Here is a 17,454-nt window from a genome sequence, read left to right on the forward strand (position 1 = left end):
TGACTAATATGTCGTCTACCAAGGCATCCGTTGTGGACCCAGGCATGACCGCTTCCGAACGCCCCGGCCGTCTGGCCGCAGGGCAGGACCCCGTCAAACGGCAGCAGATACTGGATGGGGCCAATCGCGTCTTCTCGCAGATGGGCTTCGATGCGGCCAGCATGAATGACATCACCCGCGAGGCGGGCGTGTCCAAGGGCACGATCTATGTCTATTTCAACAACAAGGAAGAGCTGTTCATCGACCTGTGCCAGCAATACAAGGCGGCGCTGTTCGACGGCATCTACCAGGCACTGGAGAGCAATAACAGCGACCTGCGCGAAGCCTTGATCCAGTTCGGCATCTCACTGTCGACGCTGATTACATCGAATGCCGGTATCCGGGCGCAGCGCGTCATCATCGGCGTGGCGGAGCGCATGCCCTCCATGAGTTCCAGCTTTTACGAAAAGGGGCCGAAAAAGGGTCTTGCCCTGATGCGCGCGCTTTTGGACAAACATGTCGCTGCCGGATCTCTCGCGATCGAGGATACGGAGTTGGCAGCCTATCAGCTTTCAGACCTTTTCCATTCGGGCCTGCTGCGCCGCCGCCTGTTCGGCCAGATGGAGCTGGAACCGGAGCCGGAGCAGATCCGCAAGACCGTGACGGCGGGCGTCGACCTGTTTCTCAAGGCCTACAAGGCCTGATCAGGCGGTGCCGCAAGCGGCGCAGACGCCGCGGATTTCGATTGTCGTCTTGGTCTGTTTGAACCCGTTCTGGGAGGTCCATTCCCGGACCCTCTGGGTGATGACATCGTCGGAAAATTCCGAGACCTGCCCGCATTTCTCGCAGATGGCGAAGGCGATCATGCCATGATTGTGGCTGTGATTGTGGGGATGCGCGCAGGCGACGAAGGCATTGATGCTTTCGAGACGGTGGACCATGCCGTAGTCGAGCAGTTTTTCCAGGGCGCGGTAGACCTGCAGCGGTGCACGGAAACCGTCGCCGCGCAGCTGGTCGAGGATGGTGTAGGCGCTCAAGGGGCCTTCGGCGCGCGACAACGTATTGAACACCAGCGCCTGGTTCTTCGTCAGCTCATGGGCGGTTGTCATTGCCTTCGGGTCTCCTGAAAGTGCACTTCCAAGCAGCTATCGCGTGAAACAGCGGCAAACAAGTCTCTTTTCGCAAAATCTGCTCTCTTTAAGATAGGTGGCGGCGCCGTTGACTGCCAGTGGATAAATTATTTGTCCCGTTCTCAAAATCGCCATTGTTGACTAATGTAATAACATCACATATCGAGACGTCAAGAAAACACGTGATGGGTGTGAGCCGTTGAACTTCCCTTATCGCGTGCATACGGATGTATCATGACCGACCAATGCCTGACCTTTCGTGACCTTACCCTTGGCTATCGCAGCCATCCGGCCGTTCATCACCTGAGCGGCGTGGTGGAACGCGGGTCGCTGACCGCCGTCGTGGGGGCGAACGGTTCGGGCAAGTCGACGCTCATGAAGGGTATCGTCGGTGTTCTCAAGCCGATGTCGGGTTCCGTCGTGGTCGAGAAGGACATCCGTGTCGCCTATCTGCCGCAGCAATCGGAGCTGGACCGCTCGTTTCCGGCACGGGTCATCGATCTCGTTTCGCTGGGGCTCTGGCCCAAGCGCGGCCTGCTCGGCCGCTTTACCGCTGGAGATCGCGAGCAGGTTTCAAGGGCATTGATGGGGGTCGGGCTGGGCGGCTTTGAAAAGCGCCCCATCGACAGTCTTTCCGGCGGGCAATTGCAGCGTGCCTTGTTTGCCCGGGTGCTGGTGCAGGATGCCGATTTGATCCTGCTCGATGAACCGTTCAATGCCATCGATGCCAAGACGGTTGGCGATCTCATTGCGCTGATCAAGCGCTGGCACGGCGAAAAGCGCACCATCATGGTCGTGGTCCACGATCTCGACCTGGTGCGGGAGCATTTCCCCGAAACCCTGCTTCTGGCGCGCAAGCCCATTGCCTGGGGTGCCTCGCGGGAGACGCTTCGTCCGGAAAACCTGCTGCATGCCCGCCAGTTCCATGAGGCCTGGGCCGAGAGTGCGCCCTGGTGCGAGGATGACGCGCAATCGTCTGCCGGCGGCGGTCACAATCATGATCATCCGCACCATGCCCATCATGATGGCCACAGCCGGGCAGGGGCCTGATCCGGATGTATGATTTCCTCATCGCACCCTTCGTCGACTACAGCTTCATGCAGCGCGCCCTGCTCGGTTCGCTGGCGCTGTCGCTCAGTTCCTGTCCCGTCGGCGTGTTCCTGATGCTGCGGCGGATGAGCCTGACCGGCGATGCCATGTCGCATGCCATCCTGCCGGGTGCTGCCGCCGGTTTCCTGCTCTACGGATTGCAGATCGTGCCGATGACCATTGGCGGGCTGATCGCCGGGGTGATCGTGGCGCTTGGCGCCGGGGCGGTGTCCCGCTTCACCATCCAGAAGGAGGATGCCTCGATGGCTGCCTTCTACCTGATATCCCTCGCGCTGGGGGTGATGATCGTTTCGCTGCGCGGCTCTAATGTCGACCTGATGCATGTGCTGTTCGGCACGGTCCTTGCCCTCAACAACGAAGCGCTGAGCCTGATCGGCCTGATCTGCGGCGTCAGCATCGTGACCCTCGCCATTTTCTGGCGCGGCCTGGTGGCCGAGTGCCTTGATCCCCTGTTCCTGCGCTCGGTCAGCCGCATCGGCACGCCCGTGCATTTCATCTTCCTGGCGCTGGTGGTGCTCAATCTCGTCGGCGGCTTCCAGGCGCTCGGGACGCTGCTGTCGGTCGGCCTGATGATGCTGCCTGCCGCCGGCGCGCGCTTCTGGACGACCCGTGTCGGCCCGATGTGCGCCGTCGCCATTCTTATCGGGGTCATATCCTGCGTCGCGGGCCTGCTGATCTCCTATCATTTTGCCCTGCCGTCCGGCCCGGCGATCATCCTTTCCGCTGGCGCGATGTATATCGCCTCCATTCTTGCCGGCTCACGCGGCGTTCTCAGCAGCCGCATGCGTTCCCACCGCCACAGAACCGCCTAAACCCAGATAAAGGAGACTATCAATGCACAAGGCTTTCACATTCGCCACGGCTTTAAACGTTATACTATTACTTGGTGCGGGTTCTTCCACGGCCTTTGCTGCCGAGTTGAAGGTTGTTTCCAGCTTTTCCATTATCGAGGATTTTGCCAAGAATGTCGGCGGCGACAAGATTTCCCTGACCAACCTCGTCGGCCCGAACGGCGACAGCCATGTCTATGAGCCCAAGCCTTCCGATGCGGCGGCACTGGCAAAGGCCGATGTCGTTCTGGTCAATGGCCTGGGGTTTGAAGGCTTCCTGCCGCGGCTGGTCGAGGCCAGCGGCACCAAGGCGCCCATTGTCGAATTGACCAAGGGTGTCGAACCGCTCAAGGCGCAGGAAGAAGAGGAAGGGCATGCGGAGGCCGGCGGCGAACATCACCACCACGGTGCATTCGACCCGCATGCGTTCCAGTCGATTGCCAATGCCAAGATCTATGTGAAGAACATCGTCGATGCCTTCTGCAATGCCGACAAGGCGAATTGCGACACCTACAAGAAGAATGGTGCGGACTATACGAAGAAGCTGGATCAGACCGAGATCGACGTGAAGGCCGGTATTGCCGCCATTCCGGAGGCCAAGCGCCTGATCATCACCTCCCACGATGCATTCGGTTATTTCGAGCATGCCTATGGTCTGAAGTTCCTGGCACCGGAAGGCCTGTCGACCGATGCGGAGCCGTCGGCGGCCGACGTGGTGGCGCTGATCAAGCAGGTCAAGGAAGACAAGGCCTCGGCGATCTTCGTCGAGAACATCACCAATCCGCGCCTGATCGAACAGATCGCCAGCGAGACCAAGCTGAAAGTCGGCGGCACGCTGTTCTCCGATGCCCTGTCGGAACCGGGCGAAGGCGCCAGCACCTATATCGACATGATGCACCACAATATCAGTGCGTTCAAAAAGGCCATTCTCGGCAGCTGATCGGCTGCGCCGGAAAAAGCGGGGGATGACTCCGCTTTTTTCATTGGCACAAATGTAATGTTATTACATTATACCAGCAGGACTCCCACGACACATAAAGGAACAAGCATGTCACGACATCTGAAGAAAGCACTGCCCCTCGCCATGGCCTTCGGCTTTGCCGCCTTGCCCGCACTGGCCAATGAGCAGACCGCCTGGCGCATTTTCGTCTCGGATCATGCGGAGCCGACCATCCGCGTGCTCGATCCGCGGACCGGTGGGATCATCGATACGTTCACGGTGAAGGCACCGGCCGGCCTGTCGCTGTCCGACAGCGGAAAAACGATTTTTGCCGTGCAGCGCGACGGCGGCGAGGTTGCGGTCCTGTCGACCGGAATTGCCGTGGAGGACCATGGCGCCCATGGCGATCTCAAGGTCGAGGCGCCAAAACTGCTTGATCTGAAGCTGGAAGGCCAGCGGCCTTCGCACTTCGTCGATCACAATGGCAACATTGCCCAGTTCTTCGACGGCGATGGGGTGGTCAAGATCGTCAGGGAAAAGGATGTGCTGGCCGGAAAAGCCGATGCGCGCAGCATCAAGCTGGCCTCGCCGCATCACGGCGTTGCCATCTCCTATGGCGGCACGGTTCTGGTGACGGAACCGCATCCGGAAAAGCCGGTGGATGAACTGCCCGTCGGCATCAAGGTTCTCGGCGGGGATGGGTTCCCGGTCGGTTCGCTGCATGCATGCCCCGATCTGCATGGGGAAGCATCGTCAGGCAATATTCTGGCCATCGCCTGCAAGACCGGGCTGCTCCTGGTCAAATCCGGCGCGGATGCGCCCGAGATCAGCCATCTCGCCTATGCGGCATCGCTGCCTGATGGCAAGATCACCACGCTCCTCGGCGGCAAGGGTCTGCAATATTTCCTCGGCAATTACGGTCCGCAGGCGGTGGTGCTGGTGGAGCCGGGCGATACCGAACCGTTCCGCCGGGTCGAACTGCCGGCCCGCCGCGTGCATTTTGCCGTGGATTCAGCCCGGCCGCAATTTGCCTACATCTTCACCGAGGACGGCCAGCTGCACCAGCTGAATGTCATTACCGCCACAATCGAAAAATCGCTCAAGCTGACCGAACCCTACAGCATGGACGGCCACTGGAGCCTGCCGCGGCCGCGCATTGCCGTTGCCGGCGACGAGATCATCGTCAGCGATCCCCTGAAAAGCCGCCTGCACGTGATCAAGGCGGCCGCCTTCGCGAAAGACCGCGAGATCGCGCTCGACGGCAAGCCTTTCAATGTCGTGGCCGCCGGCGGCTCCGGCGAGGTTCACGATTGATGTTATCCGGCCTGCAGCGATCCCCCGCGGCAGGCCATTTCTTGAGGGCAATAGCCATGCACAACACAGCCATACCCAGCCGCCTTCCGGTCACGGTTCTCTCGGGGTTCCTCGGAGCCGGCAAGACGACCCTGCTCAATCATATTCTCAACAACCGCGAGGGGCGGCGCGTTGCCGTCATCGTCAACGATATGAGCGAGGTGAATATCGATGCCGCGCTTGTACGTGACGGCGGCGCCAACCTGTCGCGCACGGATGAGCAATTGGTCGAAATGACCAATGGCTGCATCTGCTGCACCCTGCGCGATGATCTGCTGCAGGAGGTGGAAGCCTTGGCCAGACAGGATCGCTTCGACTACCTCCTGATCGAATCGACCGGCATTTCCGAACCCTTGCCCGTGGCGTCGACCTTCGATTTCCGCGACGAGAACGGCCGCAGCCTCTCCGATGTGGCAAAACTCGACACCATGGTGACCGTGGTCGATGCGGCCAATCTCCTGAAGGACTACGCCTCGGCGGATTTCCTGAAGGACCGGGGTGAATCGCTCGGCGATGCGGACAACCGGACGCTGGTGGACCTGCTGGTCGACCAGATCGAATTCGCCGATGTCATCATCCTCAACAAGATTTCCGACTCGTCCCTGTATGACCGCGATCTGGCGCGCAAAATCATCCGGGCACTCAACCCCGATGCCAAGCTGATCGAGACGGATTTCGCCGACGTGCCGCTGGGCGAGGTGCTCAATACCGGCCTGTTCGACTTTGACAGGGCGCAGGAGCACCCGCTCTGGTTCAAGGAACTGAACGGCTTTGCCGATCATGTGCCGGAGACCGAGGAATATGGCGTCCGCTCCTTCGTCTATCGCGAGAGGCGCCCGTTCGATCCGCAGAAATTCCAGGCCTTTCTCGACAAGAACTGGCCCGGCGTCATCCGATCGAAGGGATTCTTCTGGCTGGCGACGCGGCCGGATTACGTCGGCGAACTGAGCCAGGCGGGTGCGCTGGTGCGTGCGGAAAAACGCGGCCTGTGGTGGTCGTCGATCCCGCGCAACCGCTGGCCGGAGCATCCGAAATGGCTGAAATCCATGAAACCCTACCTGCACAAGGTCTGGGGCGACCGGCGGCAGGAGATTGTCTTCATCGGAGTCGATCCGATGAACGAAGTGCATCTGCGGGCGCAACTGGACGCGTGCCTGGTGGATGCGGAGGCGTTCACGCCGGGTAAATGGGAGGACCTGTTCGACCCATTTCCCAGCTGGGCGCGGCAGGCCGCCTGATTTTGGCCGGATTGATCGGGTTATCGCTTGCGCGTCGCACGATAAACACGACGATCACACCGTTGGGACCATTGGCCAAATCCATCGCGTCGTGTTGACGGGCGATGCCTCATTCCCGTCCCGGGGTCAGCCGGGGCGGGAATATTTTTGGGCAGGATCAAATATAAGCCGCCGTCTCCGTGGGCGAAATCCGCACCTTGCCGATGTTGCGGCCGTCCATCTCGACGATTTCATACGCGTAATCATCGACTTTCAGCTTTTCGCCCTGGGCCGGGATGTGGCCGAGATTCCACAGGATGTAACCGGCCAGCGTCGTGTAGCGGTCGCCGTCATCGACGAGATCGCGTTCGATCAGACCGCCGAGGCGGCGGATGTCGATATAGGCGTCCACCACCATGCTGCCGTCTTCCGACCGCTCGAGGATCGGGCTTTCCTCGCCTTCGTCCGGGAAGTCGCCGGCAATGGCCTCAAGAATGTCTGTTGGCGTGACGACGCCCTCGAATGAGCCATGTTCGTCGAGAACAATCGCCATCTGCACCGTCGTGCCGCGCAACTGCTCCATGACGCGCAGGACATTGGCATTTTCATGCAGGATCAGCGGCTGGCGGGTGACCTTGTCCCAGTCGATCTTGCCGCCGTCGAGAATGGCGAACAGCAGGTCCTTGGTCAGGGCGACGCCGACAAATTCATCGACCCGTCCCCGGGCGAGGACCACGCGGCTATGGGAGAGCGTGCGGATTTCCGCCAGCAGTTCCTCGTTGGTTTCATCAAGATCAAGCCATTCGACCTCGTTGCGCGGCGACATGATGGAGCGCACCGGACGCTCCACCAGGTCGAGTACGCCGCGGATCATTTCCTTTTCTTCCGGATGGAAGACTTCGCCGGCGGCTGTCTGCTCGGCAATCACATCCAGCGCATCCGAGTGGTGGCTGGCATCGCCGGTCCGGCCGCCGCCCAGAAGGCGCAGCACCGCGCCTGCCGTGCGGTCACGCAGATCCATCGTGGTGATGCGCTTGTCGCGGTTATGCCGTCCAACCTGATTGGCAGCTTCGATGAGCACGGAGAAGCCGATGGCGGCGTAGAGATAGCCCTTCGGAATATGGAAGCCGAAGCCTTCGACGATCAGGCTGAAGCCGATCATCATGAGGAAGCCGAGACAGAGGATCACAACGGTCGGATGACGGCTGACGAAGGCCATCAGCGGCTTGGAGGCCAGCATCATCACGCCCACGGCGATGACGACGGCGATCATCATGACTTCCAGATATTTCACCATGCCGACGGCGGTAATCACGCTGTCGAGCGAGAAGACGGCGTCGAGCACGACAATCTGGGCGATGACCTGCCAGAAGACCGCATGGACACCATTGGATTCCTTGGCGGACATATGGCCTTCAAGGCGCTCGTGCAGCTCCATGGTGCCCTTGAACAGCAGGAACAGGCCGCCGACAATCAGGATGAGGTCGCGCCCCGAGAAACCGAAACCCGCCACGCTGAAAAGCGGCGTGGTCAACGTGACCACCCAGGAGATGGAAGCGAGCAGTGCCAGGCGCATGATGAGGGCGAGGGACAGGCCGACGATGCGCGCGCGGTTGCGCTGGCTCGGCGGCAGCTTGTCCGCAAGGATGGCGATAAAGACGAGGTTGTCGATCCCGAGTACGATCTCGAGCACGATCAGCGTGGCGAGACCAATCCAGGCATTGGGGTCGGCAATCCATTCCATTGGGAAGTCGGTTCCTTCTAAGAGATACGGGTCAGTGCGCGGCATGGCGTGCGGATGCGGCTGGGAAAGCCAGCGCACATCCGCCCGCAACGCAGGCCAAATCGAATTTTAGGGAGATAAACGGGAGTTGTTGCTGACGCTGCACGGGCAGAGTCAGCTTGCTTCGCAAGTCCGGACTTGGAGGCTCTTCAGATTGTTCGTCCGGCATCGAGGCGCGGTCAGTCCCTGTTTGACTGGCGTCATTGGTGAAATTTACGGGTGCCAGGTGCGCTTATAATGGCAGTCTGCACGGCTGCGTTCAAGAGGATGTGGCGAAAATTCGGCAGCGGGGCAGGAAATCCGCCTACCCGGCAAAGCCGCCCGCATCGAGGAAAGTCTGTTCTTCCGGCGTGGATTTCCGCCCGAGAATGGCGTTGCGGTGGGGAAACCGGCCAAACCGGCGGATGATATTGTAATGATCTTCGGCCCATTCGAGCTGGCTCGGGGCCGATGCGGTGTAAAGCTTCACGCAGCGCAATTGCTCATTGATATCTTCCGAATGCATGAAGGGCAGATAGAGAAAGCCGCGCACGGACGGCTCGAGGGCAAGATCGTGGCCTCTTTCCAGCGCCTCTCCGGCGTAATGGCGTGCCAGCGAGTCCGTTGCATACATATGACCGGTGCCGCGAAAGCAATTGCGCGGGAACTGGTCAAGCAGGATCATCAATGCCAGCGCGCCATCGGCGGTCTCGATCCAGTGATCGTAGTCGCGCCGGGCGGCGGCGAAATGCCTGTCGAGAAAGGTCTGGCGGAAGGTTTCGTCAAACGCCGCGTCCTTCTTGAACCAAGCGTCGGCACCGGCCTTGCGCCAGAAGCCGACAATACCGTCGATGATCGCCTGATCGGTTTCAGCCATTGCTTGTCCTTCCATGGTGGTTGCAATCAGTTTGCACTGTCGGCGGTTTGCGCCGCCGGCAGCACGCGGGCGGTTTCTTCGCTCAGAGCCCGGCCGGATTGCCGTGGCTTGACCAAGGGTCCTGGAACCGGTGCATTGCCCTTCATCAGGTCATTGCCGGCATGGATGCCGCCGGCAAGCTGCAGGTCGAGGCGTTCGGCATCACGCTGGCGCACGTCGCCGATGATCTCCGCCGCTTCCTCTGGCGCGACGCCGAGGCCGATCAGCGTGTTCTCGCCAAATGACAAAGCGGACTCGAAGGTTTCGCGGATCTGATACTCGACGCCGGCCTTGATCAGCGCCAGCGTGTTGCCGCGGTCGAAGGAGCGGGCATAGACCTGCACAAGCGGATATTCCGCCTTGATATGCTCGGCGATGGCGAGAATGGTGTCAGGCTTGTCGACGCAGATGAGGACGGCCTGCGCGCGGCCTGCACCGGCGGCATGCAGGATATCGAGACGCGTGCCGTCGCCGTAATAGACCTTGAAGCCGAATTCGGCTGCCGCCTGGATCATTTCGATGTCATTGTCGATGATCGAGACATCGACGCCGCGCATCAGCAGAGGCTGGCTGGCGATCTGGCCGAACCGGCCAAAGCCGATGACGAGGACACTGCCCGACAGGCCTTCCGCGACATCGACGCCATCGAGCGACTGTTTTTCGCGCGGCAGGATATAGCGCAGGCCGATGATGGCGATCGGGGTGAGCACCATGGAGATGATGATGATGGCCGTCAGCATGGCATTGGCGCGGCCATCGAGAATGCCGACCGAGGTGGCGGTGGAATAGAGCACGAAGGCAAATTCGCCGCCCTGCGCCATCACGACGGCGCGCTCCAGCGCTTCCGTGTGGGACGAGCGCATCAGGCGGGCGACGATATAGATCGCGATGCCCTTCACCACCATGAAGGCGGCGACGTAGAACAGCACGCTGCGCCAGTTGGCGGTGACGACGCTCAGGTCCAGCGACATGCCGACGGCGAGAAAGAACAGGCCGAGCAGGATGCCGCGGAACGGTTCGACATCGGCTTCAAGCTGATGCCGGAAGGTGGATTCGGACAGGAGCACACCGGCAAGAAAAGCGCCCATCGCCATGGAGAGGCCACTGACCTGCATGACGAGCGCGGCGCCGAGCACGACGAGGAGCGCGGCGGCGGTCATGACCTCGCGTGCCCGCGACTGGGCAAGGAAACGGAAGAGGGGATTGAGCAGGTAACGGCCGGCGACGATGAGGCCGACGACCGCGCCGACACCAATGCCGATATCCATCCAGCGCAGGCCAGACGGCGGCGCATCGGTGGCGGCGATGGGCGCGAGGAAGGCGACGAGCGCGAGAAGCGGCACGATGGCAAGGTCTTCCAGCAGCAGGATCGAGACCATGCGCTGGCCCTTGGTGCTCGATATCTCGCCGCGCTCTTCCAGCAGCTGCATGACGATGGCCGTCGACGTCAGGACGAAACCGGCACCGGCGACGAAGGATATGGCGACGGGAAAGCCGGTGGCGATGCCAACCCCGGTGAGCAGGAGTGCACAAACGCCGACCTGCAGGGCGCCAAGGCCGAAAATCTCCTTGCGCAAGCCCCAGAGCCGGGAGGGCTGCATCTCAAGGCCGATGATGAAGAGGAACATGACGACGCCAAGTTCGGCGACGTGCAGGATCGTCTGCGGGTCCGAGAAGAATTTAAGGCCGAAAGGCCCGATCACCAGACCGGCGGCGAGATAGCCGAGGACGGAGCCAAGTCCCAGCCGCTTGAAAACGGGCACGGCGACAACGCCTGCTCCCAAAAGCACGACGGCACTGAGAAGGTCTGGTCCGTGAAGCTCCGCTGCCATTGTATCTCCCGCCATTGGTTGTGCTGCTGGTGACCAGAGGTAAAGCGCCGGGGCCTGGCAGGCAAGGGATTTGAGCTTGCGGATGGTTTATCACCCCCCTCTGCCCTGCCAGAGGGGGTGAAGGTGAACCAACGCCTAAAGCGTCCACACCCGCTCGGCATTACCGGAAAACAGTTTGGTCTTTTCGCTTTCGCTGCATCCCGAAACCAGTGCGTGCGTGGCGGCGATCCATGTGGCAAGGCCGCCGCCCAGCGTGCAGACCGGCCAGTCGCTGCCCCAGACAATCCGGTCCCAGCCGAAACTGCCGATGACGTGGTGCACATAGGGTTTGAGCGTTTCCGCCTGCCATTGCGCATCGGCATAGGCAACGATGCCGGAAATCTTGGCGATGACATTGGGGCGTTTGGCGATCTCGGTGATCCCGCCGCGCCAGACGGCGAAATCATCGCCCTTGATGTCAGGCACGCCGCAATGATCGAGGATGAAGGTCACATCGGGAGCAAGATCAACCAGTGTGATCGCCCGGTCCGTCTGGCGCGGCAGCACGCACAGATCGAAGGTCAGGCCCGATCCGCCCATACGCCGGATATTGTCGCGGAAGAGGGAACTCTCCGACAGATCGTCCGGCATGGTGTGCAGGATGCGGCGAAAGCCTTTGACGAACGGGTTGGCCCGCTGGCGTTCAAGGTAGGCGGAAAAACCGGCCTCTTCCGGGCGGCAGGCGGCAATCGCCCCGGCAATCAGGCTGCCTTCACCCTTCGAAAGGCCCGCGACGTAGTCAATTTCGGTCTGGATTTCGGATGGGGTCACATCCACTTCCATGTGCAGCGCCCGGGTAATTCCGGCCCGCTGCGCCTGCAGCGCATATTCGCCGTAGAGAAAATCCCGGTTGAGTGCCTCGACACCGGCAAGCCAAGGATAATGCAGGGCCGACTGGTCGATGAGATGAAGGTGTGTATCGATGAACATGCCTGATCTGCTCCCGTTCACGCGTGGCGCACAACGCTGGAATGGATGACATCCGCGCCCGCAAGCTCGGAGAGTTTGTGTGCTGTCGTCACCAGCATTTCGCGCGCCTGATCAACGTCCGGCGCGTCGGGGATGTTCAGGAGCTTGATATAGGGGCAGGTCAGGGCCGCGATGGACCGCCCATCGGGTCCCAGGATTGGCGCGGATATATTGTAGACGCCTGCGGTCTGGGCGCTGGGCATGATCTCATAGCCGCGCGCACGGATATGGTCGAGCCGCTCGCGAAAATCCGCCGGCTGGGCAATGTCGTCGGCATGTTTTTCATATTCGGCAATCATCATGGCGCGTTCCTCATCCGAGCGGAACGCCAGAAGCACATGACCGGAGCCGGTGTTGAAGAGGCTGATATGCGAGCCGACGCGGATGGAAATGCCCCAATAATCCGGTGCCTCCTGCTGGGCAATGACGACGGCCGCGCCGCGGTCAAACACACTGAGCTGGTTGGCCTGCTTGGTCAGGACCGCAAGATCGCGCATCAGCGGCGTGGCATAGGAGGCGAGCCGGCGAACCGGGGCATGCAGCTGAGCAAGTCCGAAGAGTTTCAGGGTCAGGGAATAGCGGTCGCCCTCGAGCCGGGTGACATAGCCGCGCCGGACCAGCCGGTCGAGCATGCGGTAGAACTCATTGGGACTGCGGCCAAGATGCTTGGCAATTTCCGCCTGGGTGAGGCCGCCATCAATGCCCGAAAGCAGCTCGAGAATGTCCAGTCCCTTGTCGAGTGCCGGGGCGCGATACCGGTCGCTGTCGTCTTCTTCCAACATGGTTATCCCCTCATTTCACCCAATGCATATACGAAGATTATCTTCATAGGAAAGCGTTTCCGCGCTTGACGGTCAAGTCTGTAAATGTTTGTATATGAATGACACGCCCATATATGGGTGAAGAAAAGTGCCGGGAGGCGGCACTCTGGATGTTGGGAGGAACTGCATGAAAAACCTGCTAGCCAGTGTTTCGGCCGGCGCTATTGCGCTTTTGAGCACAAGCCTTGCCTTTGGCGCCGAGCTGCCGGGCAAGTTCGCGGGCGTCACCATCGACGCCAAACTGATCGGCGGCCAGCAATATGAGCCGCTGTATGAGCGTATCGGCGAATGGGAGAAGCTGACCGGCGCCAAGGTCAACATCCTGTCCAAGAAGAATCACTTCGAACTCGACAAGGAGATCAAGTCGGATATCGCTTCGGGCAGCCTGAAGTGGTGCGTCGGTTCGAACCATTCATCCTTTGCGCCGCAATATCCGGGCATCTATACGGATCTGACACCGCTGATACCGGCGGCGGAAGTCGCTGCTTTCGTGCCGGCCAACATCAAGGCCTCGACCCTCGACGGCAAGCTGGTGATGCTGCCGCGCGCGCAGTTCGACGTTTCCGCGCTGTACTACCAGAAGAGCATTTATGCCGACGAAGCCAACAAGACGGCCTTCAAGGCCAAGTATGGCTATGAGCTGACACCGCCCGATACCTGGCAGCAGGTGACGGATCAGGCGCTGTTCTTCACCAAGGCGCCGGATTTCTACGGCACGCAATTTGCCGGCAAGGAAGAGGCGATCAATGGCCGCTTCTATGAAATGCTGGTTGCCGAGGGCGGCGAGTACATCGACAAGGACGGCAAGCCCGCCTTCAATTCGGCCGCGGGCATCAAGGCGCTCGACTGGTTCGTCAATCTCTACAAGGCCAAGGCCGTTCCCGCCGGTACAACCAACTATCTGTGGGACGATCTCGGCCAGGGCTTTGCCTCCGGCTCCATCGCCATCAATCTGGATTGGCCGGGCTGGGCAAGCTTCTTCAATGATCCGAAGTCCTCAAAGGTTGCCGGCAATGTCGGCGTCAAGGTTCAACCGGCGGGATCGTCGGGCAAGCGCACCGGCTGGTCCGGCAGCCACGGCTTCTCGGTCACGGAAGCCTGCGCCAACAAGGACGCCGCCGCGTCGCTCGTCTGGTGGCTGACCAATGAAGACAGCCAGAAGCTGGAAGCCAAGGCCGGACCGTTGCCGACCCGCACGGCGGTCTGGGCCTGGGATATCGATCAGGCCAAGAGCGATCCGTACAAGACGGAGGTTCTGGCGGCTTTCCAGGAAGCGGCGAAGAATGCCTTCCCGGTTCCGCCGCTGGCCGAATGGATCGAGATTTCCAACGCGGTCTATCCGGAGCTGCAGGCCGCCATCCTTGGCGACAAGACCTCCAAGGAAGCGCTCGACACCGCTGCCCAGAAGGCAACCGATATTCTCAAGGATGCCGGCAAGCTTTGATGCGGTTGGGAGGCGGGGCATTGAATATCTACCCCCCTCTGTCCTACCGGACATCTCCCCCACAAGGGGGGAGATCAGCCTTCACCGTGGTTTCGAATAGTCCTGAGATGTTGCAATAAAAGCGAAAGTGTTGATGTCGATGTGATCTCCCCCCTTGTGGGGGAGATGGGCGACAGCCCAGAGGGGGGTGATGCATGACACTTACCCGAGAGCAGAGATTAAAAGGCCCATATTCCAGATGAAATTTCCCAAATTATCAGCGCCGACGCTCCTGCTGCTGCCCGCCATTATCGTTCTGGCTGCCGTCATCGTCCTGCCCCTGCTGTTTTCGCTCTACTCCAGCTTCACGCCGTTCCGGCTGACGAAACCCGAGACGATCTGGGTTGTCATCGGCTTCCGCAACTATGTGAGCGCGCTGACCAGCCTGGAATTCTGGACGGCGTTCGGGCGGACGGTTCTGCTTTTGACCATCGCTCTGAATGCTGAAATGTTCCTGGGTCTCGGTCTTGCCATGCTGGTCAACAAGGCCACGCGCGGCCAGCGTCTGTTGCGCACGCTGATGATGTTCCCGATGATGTTCTCACCGGTGCTCGTCGGCTTTCAGTTCAAATTCCTGTTCAATGACAATATCGGCTTCGTCAACAATGTGCTGCAGTCGCTGGGGATAACCACATCGGCCATCCCGTGGCTGATCGACGGCAATCTGGCGCTGTTCTCGATCATTGTCGCGGAAATCTGGTCTTCGACCTCGGTCTTCGCGATCCTGATCCTGGCGGGCCTGCTCGCCATGCCGCAGGAGCCCGTGGAAGCCGCGCGTGTCGATGGCTGCACGCCGTGGCAGACCTTCCGCTATGTCACCTGGCCTTACCTCATGCCCTTCGCCATGATCGCCATGACCATCCGCTCGCTCGACGTGGCGCGCGCCTATGACATCGTCAAGATCATGACCGATGGCGGCCCGGCCAAGCGCACGGAACTGTTGTGGACGCTGGTCGGCCGCACCGCCTACAGTGATGCGCGCATGGGCATGGCCAATGCCATGGCCTATATTTCGATCCTGCTCTCCATCCTGTTCACCGTGTATTTCTTCAGAAAGCTCGCCGCGGCGCGCCAGCAGATCGGAGCGGAGTGGTAAGATGGATCAGAACAACGCACATCGTCTCAAGCGCCGCGGCCTGAAAGTCCTGCATCTCGTCGGCCTGTTCCTGGCCATGCTGGTCATCTGCCTGCCGGGCCTGTGGATCGTCCTCAATTCGCTCCGCCCGACCGTCGAGATCATGGCCAAGCCGCCCGTGTGGATTCCGCAGGATATTTCGCTCGATGCCTACCGCGCCATGTTCGGCGGCGCCGGGCAGGGCGGCATTCCGGTCTGGGAGTATTTCCGCAATTCGCTGATCATTTCGATCACCTCGACCATCATTGCGCTCATTATCGGCATGGCGGGCGGCTACGCCTTTGCCCGCTACAAGTTCAAGGGCAAGTCGGCGGTCTTCCTCGGCTTCATGCTGACGCGCGCGGTTCCCGGCATCGCGCTGTCGCTGCCGCTGTTCATGATCTTTGCCCGGCTCGGCATCATCGATACGCATTTTTCCATGATCCTGATCTATGTGGCGCTCAACGTGCCCTTCACCATCTGGCTGATCGACGGGTTCTTCCGCCAGGTGCCGAAGGATCTGGCCGAGGCCGCGCAGATCGACGGCTGCACGCGCTGGCAGGCATTCTGGCAGGTGGAGTTTCCGCTGGCGGGTCCGGGTATCGCCTCGGCAGGCATTTTCGCCTTCCTGACCTCGTGGAACGAATATGCGCTGGCCTCGCAGATCACCCGCTCGGTCAATTCGAAGACGCTGCCTGTCGGGCTGCTCGATTACACGTCGGAATTCACCATTGACTGGCGCGGCATGTGCGCGCTCGCCGTGGTCATGATCGTGCCGGCGCTGACACTCACATTCATCATTCAAAAGCATCTGGTGTCCGGACTGACGTTCGGCGCGGTGAAAGGTTAAAGGCTCTCCCAATGGCACCCGTAACCCTGAAAAAGCTGGTCAAGCGCTACGGCAGCGTGGATGTTGTCCACGGCATTGATCTTGAGGTGAAGGACCGCGAATTCATCGCGCTGGTCGGGCCGTCCGGCTGCGGCAAGTCGACGACGCTGCGCATGATTGCCGGGCTGGAAGACATCAGCGACGGCGTCATTGAAATCGGCGGCAAGCCGGTCAACGACCTGCCGCCGCGCGCCCGCAACATCTCGATGGTGTTCCAGTCCTATGCGCTCTATCCGCATATGACCGTGCGCGAGAATATGGGTTTTTCGCTGAAGATCGGCAAAGTGCCGCAGGCGGAGATCGACCAGCGCGTCAATGAAGCGGCTGCCATTCTCGATCTGGAAAAATACATGGATCGCCGTCCGTCCCAGCTCTCCGGCGGCCAGCGCCAGCGTGTGGCCATGGGCCGCGCCATCGTGCGCAAGCCGGAAGTGTTCCTGTTCGACGAGCCGCTGTCCAATCTCGACGCCAAGCTGCGCACGCAGGTGCGCACCGAAATCAAGCGGCTGCACGCCAAGGTGCAGGCGACCATGATCTACGTGACCCACGATCAGGTCGAGGCCATGACGCTGTCCGACCGTATCGTCATCATGCGGGACGGTCATATCGAGCAGGTCGGCACGCCGGAAGAAGTGTTCAAGCGTCCGGCCACGCGCTTTGTCGCGGGTTTCATCGGTTCGCCGCCGATGAACCTCAATGAAGCCACGGTCGATGGCGGCAGGCTGGTGCTGAAGGGCGGGCAGAGCCTGCCTTTGCCGCTCGAATTCCGCAACAAGGTGGTTGCGGGCGAAAAGGTCGTCTTCGGCCTGCGTCCCGACGATATCTATCCGACCGGCCATGGCCTGAGTTCCGGCGAAGCGACGGATGTGCACGAGCTGTCGCTGCCGGTTTCGATCACCGAACCGCTCGGCAACGAGACGCTGGTGTTCATCACGCTGGGCGAAAAGGAATGGGTATCGCGCATGCTCAATCCGCGCCCGCTCGCGGCGGGTGAGACCATCAAGCTGAGTTTCGACCTGTCGCAGGCGCATCTCTTCTCGGCTGAAACCGGCAAAACCCTGCGGAGCTGA

Annotated in this window: 16 protein-coding genes; 10 read left to right on the plus strand and 6 right to left on the minus strand. The window is 60.7% G+C overall.

Annotation, left to right across the window (positions count from 1 at the left end):
• The first annotated feature begins 44 nt into the window (after positions 1-44).
• A complete protein-coding gene (locus C5750_RS00465; RefSeq protein ID WP_245420946.1) occupies positions 45-683 on the plus strand; it encodes a TetR/AcrR family transcriptional regulator in 639 nt (212 codons plus the stop codon).
• Here C5750_RS00465 and C5750_RS00470 read toward each other — a convergent pair whose 3' ends face one another.
• Positions 684-1,088 carry a Fur family transcriptional regulator gene (locus tag C5750_RS00470; RefSeq protein ID WP_105731912.1) on the minus strand — a complete coding sequence of 135 codons (405 nt, stop codon included), beginning with the start codon at positions 1,086-1,088 and terminating at the stop codon, positions 684-686.
• A 255-nt stretch (positions 1,089-1,343) separates the two neighbouring features.
• On the opposite strand from C5750_RS00470, the gene aztA reads away from it, so the two are divergent.
• The 5 genes from aztA to zigA all read left to right on the plus strand — a co-directional run bounded on the left by aztA (position 1,344) and on the right by zigA (position 6,580).
• Positions 1,344-2,159, plus strand: a complete 816-nt coding sequence (gene aztA / locus C5750_RS00475) for a zinc ABC transporter ATP-binding protein AztA (RefSeq protein WP_105731913.1) — start codon at positions 1,344-1,346, stop codon at positions 2,157-2,159.
• Between the two features lie 5 nt (positions 2,160-2,164).
• Positions 2,165-3,031 (plus strand): zinc ABC transporter permease AztB, encoded by an 867-nt coding sequence (aztB, locus tag C5750_RS00480; RefSeq protein WP_105731914.1) that lies wholly within the window; start codon positions 2,165-2,167, stop codon positions 3,029-3,031.
• 22 nt (positions 3,032-3,053) lie between these two features.
• A complete protein-coding gene (gene aztC, locus C5750_RS00485; RefSeq protein WP_105731915.1) occupies positions 3,054-3,989 on the plus strand; it encodes a zinc ABC transporter substrate-binding protein AztC in 936 nt (311 codons plus the stop codon).
• 108 nt (positions 3,990-4,097) lie between these two features.
• The gene (locus C5750_RS00490) at positions 4,098-5,303 is read left to right on the plus strand and encodes a metallochaperone AztD (protein ID WP_105731916.1); all 1,206 of its coding nucleotides are present in this window, start codon (positions 4,098-4,100) and stop codon (positions 5,301-5,303) included.
• A 56-nt stretch (positions 5,304-5,359) separates the two neighbouring features.
• A complete protein-coding gene (gene zigA, locus C5750_RS00495; RefSeq protein WP_105731917.1) occupies positions 5,360-6,580 on the plus strand; it encodes a zinc metallochaperone GTPase ZigA in 1,221 nt (406 codons plus the stop codon).
• Positions 6,581-6,737: 157 nt separating this feature from the next.
• Here the strand turns inward: zigA and C5750_RS00500 are convergent, their stop codons facing one another.
• The 5 genes from C5750_RS00500 to C5750_RS00520 form a co-directional block, all read right to left on the minus strand.
• The gene (locus C5750_RS00500) at positions 6,738-8,303 is read right to left on the minus strand and encodes a TerC family protein (protein ID WP_105731918.1); all 1,566 of its coding nucleotides are present in this window, start codon (positions 8,301-8,303) and stop codon (positions 6,738-6,740) included.
• A gap of 343 nt (positions 8,304-8,646) precedes the next feature.
• Entirely contained in the window at positions 8,647-9,198 is a 552-nt protein-coding gene (locus tag C5750_RS00505; RefSeq protein ID WP_105731919.1) for a DUF924 family protein, read from the minus strand.
• Between the two features lie 26 nt (positions 9,199-9,224).
• Positions 9,225-11,069, minus strand: a complete 1,845-nt coding sequence (locus C5750_RS00510) for a monovalent cation:proton antiporter-2 (CPA2) family protein (RefSeq protein ID WP_105731920.1) — start codon at positions 11,067-11,069, stop codon at positions 9,225-9,227.
• A gap of 135 nt (positions 11,070-11,204) precedes the next feature.
• Complete coding sequence (locus tag C5750_RS00515) at positions 11,205-12,038, minus strand: amidohydrolase family protein (protein WP_105731921.1); 834 nt, start codon at positions 12,036-12,038, stop codon at positions 11,205-11,207.
• A gap of 17 nt (positions 12,039-12,055) precedes the next feature.
• Positions 12,056-12,859: an IclR family transcriptional regulator gene (locus C5750_RS00520; protein ID WP_374042760.1), complete on the minus strand. Its 804-nt coding sequence runs from the start codon at positions 12,857-12,859 to the stop codon at positions 12,056-12,058.
• Between the two features lie 166 nt (positions 12,860-13,025).
• Here C5750_RS00520 and C5750_RS00525 point away from each other — a divergent pair, with 166 nt between their 5' ends.
• From C5750_RS00525 to C5750_RS00540, 4 genes are all read left to right on the plus strand, one after another.
• Positions 13,026-14,342, plus strand: a complete 1,317-nt coding sequence (locus C5750_RS00525; RefSeq protein WP_105731922.1) for an ABC transporter substrate-binding protein — start codon at positions 13,026-13,028, stop codon at positions 14,340-14,342.
• A 238-nt stretch (positions 14,343-14,580) separates the two neighbouring features.
• Positions 14,581-15,477 carry a carbohydrate ABC transporter permease gene (locus C5750_RS00530; RefSeq protein WP_105731923.1) on the plus strand — a complete coding sequence of 299 codons (897 nt, stop codon included), beginning with the start codon at positions 14,581-14,583 and terminating at the stop codon, positions 15,475-15,477.
• Between the two features lies 1 nt (position 15,478).
• A complete protein-coding gene (locus C5750_RS00535; RefSeq protein ID WP_105731924.1) occupies positions 15,479-16,345 on the plus strand; it encodes a carbohydrate ABC transporter permease in 867 nt (288 codons plus the stop codon).
• An 11-nt stretch (positions 16,346-16,356) separates the two neighbouring features.
• Positions 16,357-17,454 carry an ABC transporter ATP-binding protein gene (locus C5750_RS00540; RefSeq protein ID WP_105731925.1) on the plus strand — a complete coding sequence of 366 codons (1,098 nt, stop codon included), beginning with the start codon at positions 16,357-16,359 and terminating at the stop codon, positions 17,452-17,454.

This window comes from Phyllobacterium myrsinacearum (genome assembly GCF_002980555.1).
Lineage (GTDB): Bacteria > Pseudomonadota > Alphaproteobacteria > Rhizobiales > Rhizobiaceae > Phyllobacterium > Phyllobacterium myrsinacearum.

Excerpts from the sequence above, each read along its gene's own strand:
- C5750_RS00465 (WP_245420946.1), top strand. The coding sequence starts at position 45 with ATGACCGCTTCCGAACGCCCCGGCCGTCTGGCCGCAGGGCAGGACCCC.
- C5750_RS00470 (WP_105731912.1), bottom strand. The coding sequence starts at position 1,088 with ATGACAACCGCCCATGAGCTGACGAAGAACCAGGCGCTGGTGTTCAAT.
- aztA (WP_105731913.1), top strand. The coding sequence starts at position 1,344 with ATGACCGACCAATGCCTGACCTTTCGTGACCTTACCCTTGGCTATCGC.
- aztB (WP_105731914.1), top strand. The coding sequence starts at position 2,165 with ATGTATGATTTCCTCATCGCACCCTTCGTCGACTACAGCTTCATGCAG.
- aztC (WP_105731915.1), top strand. The coding sequence starts at position 3,054 with ATGCACAAGGCTTTCACATTCGCCACGGCTTTAAACGTTATACTATTA.
- C5750_RS00490 (WP_105731916.1), top strand. The coding sequence starts at position 4,098 with ATGTCACGACATCTGAAGAAAGCACTGCCCCTCGCCATGGCCTTCGGC.
- zigA (WP_105731917.1), top strand. The coding sequence starts at position 5,360 with ATGCACAACACAGCCATACCCAGCCGCCTTCCGGTCACGGTTCTCTCG.
- C5750_RS00500 (WP_105731918.1), bottom strand. The coding sequence starts at position 8,303 with ATGGAATGGATTGCCGACCCCAATGCCTGGATTGGTCTCGCCACGCTG.
- C5750_RS00505 (WP_105731919.1), bottom strand. The coding sequence starts at position 9,198 with ATGGCTGAAACCGATCAGGCGATCATCGACGGTATTGTCGGCTTCTGG.
- C5750_RS00510 (WP_105731920.1), bottom strand. The coding sequence starts at position 11,069 with ATGGCAGCGGAGCTTCACGGACCAGACCTTCTCAGTGCCGTCGTGCTT.
- C5750_RS00515 (WP_105731921.1), bottom strand. The coding sequence starts at position 12,038 with ATGTTCATCGATACACACCTTCATCTCATCGACCAGTCGGCCCTGCAT.
- C5750_RS00520 (WP_374042760.1), bottom strand. The coding sequence starts at position 12,859 with ATGTTGGAAGAAGACGACAGCGACCGGTATCGCGCCCCGGCACTCGAC.
- C5750_RS00525 (WP_105731922.1), top strand. The coding sequence starts at position 13,026 with ATGAAAAACCTGCTAGCCAGTGTTTCGGCCGGCGCTATTGCGCTTTTG.
- C5750_RS00530 (WP_105731923.1), top strand. The coding sequence starts at position 14,581 with ATGAAATTTCCCAAATTATCAGCGCCGACGCTCCTGCTGCTGCCCGCC.
- C5750_RS00535 (WP_105731924.1), top strand. The coding sequence starts at position 15,479 with ATGGATCAGAACAACGCACATCGTCTCAAGCGCCGCGGCCTGAAAGTC.
- C5750_RS00540 (WP_105731925.1), top strand. The coding sequence starts at position 16,357 with ATGGCACCCGTAACCCTGAAAAAGCTGGTCAAGCGCTACGGCAGCGTG.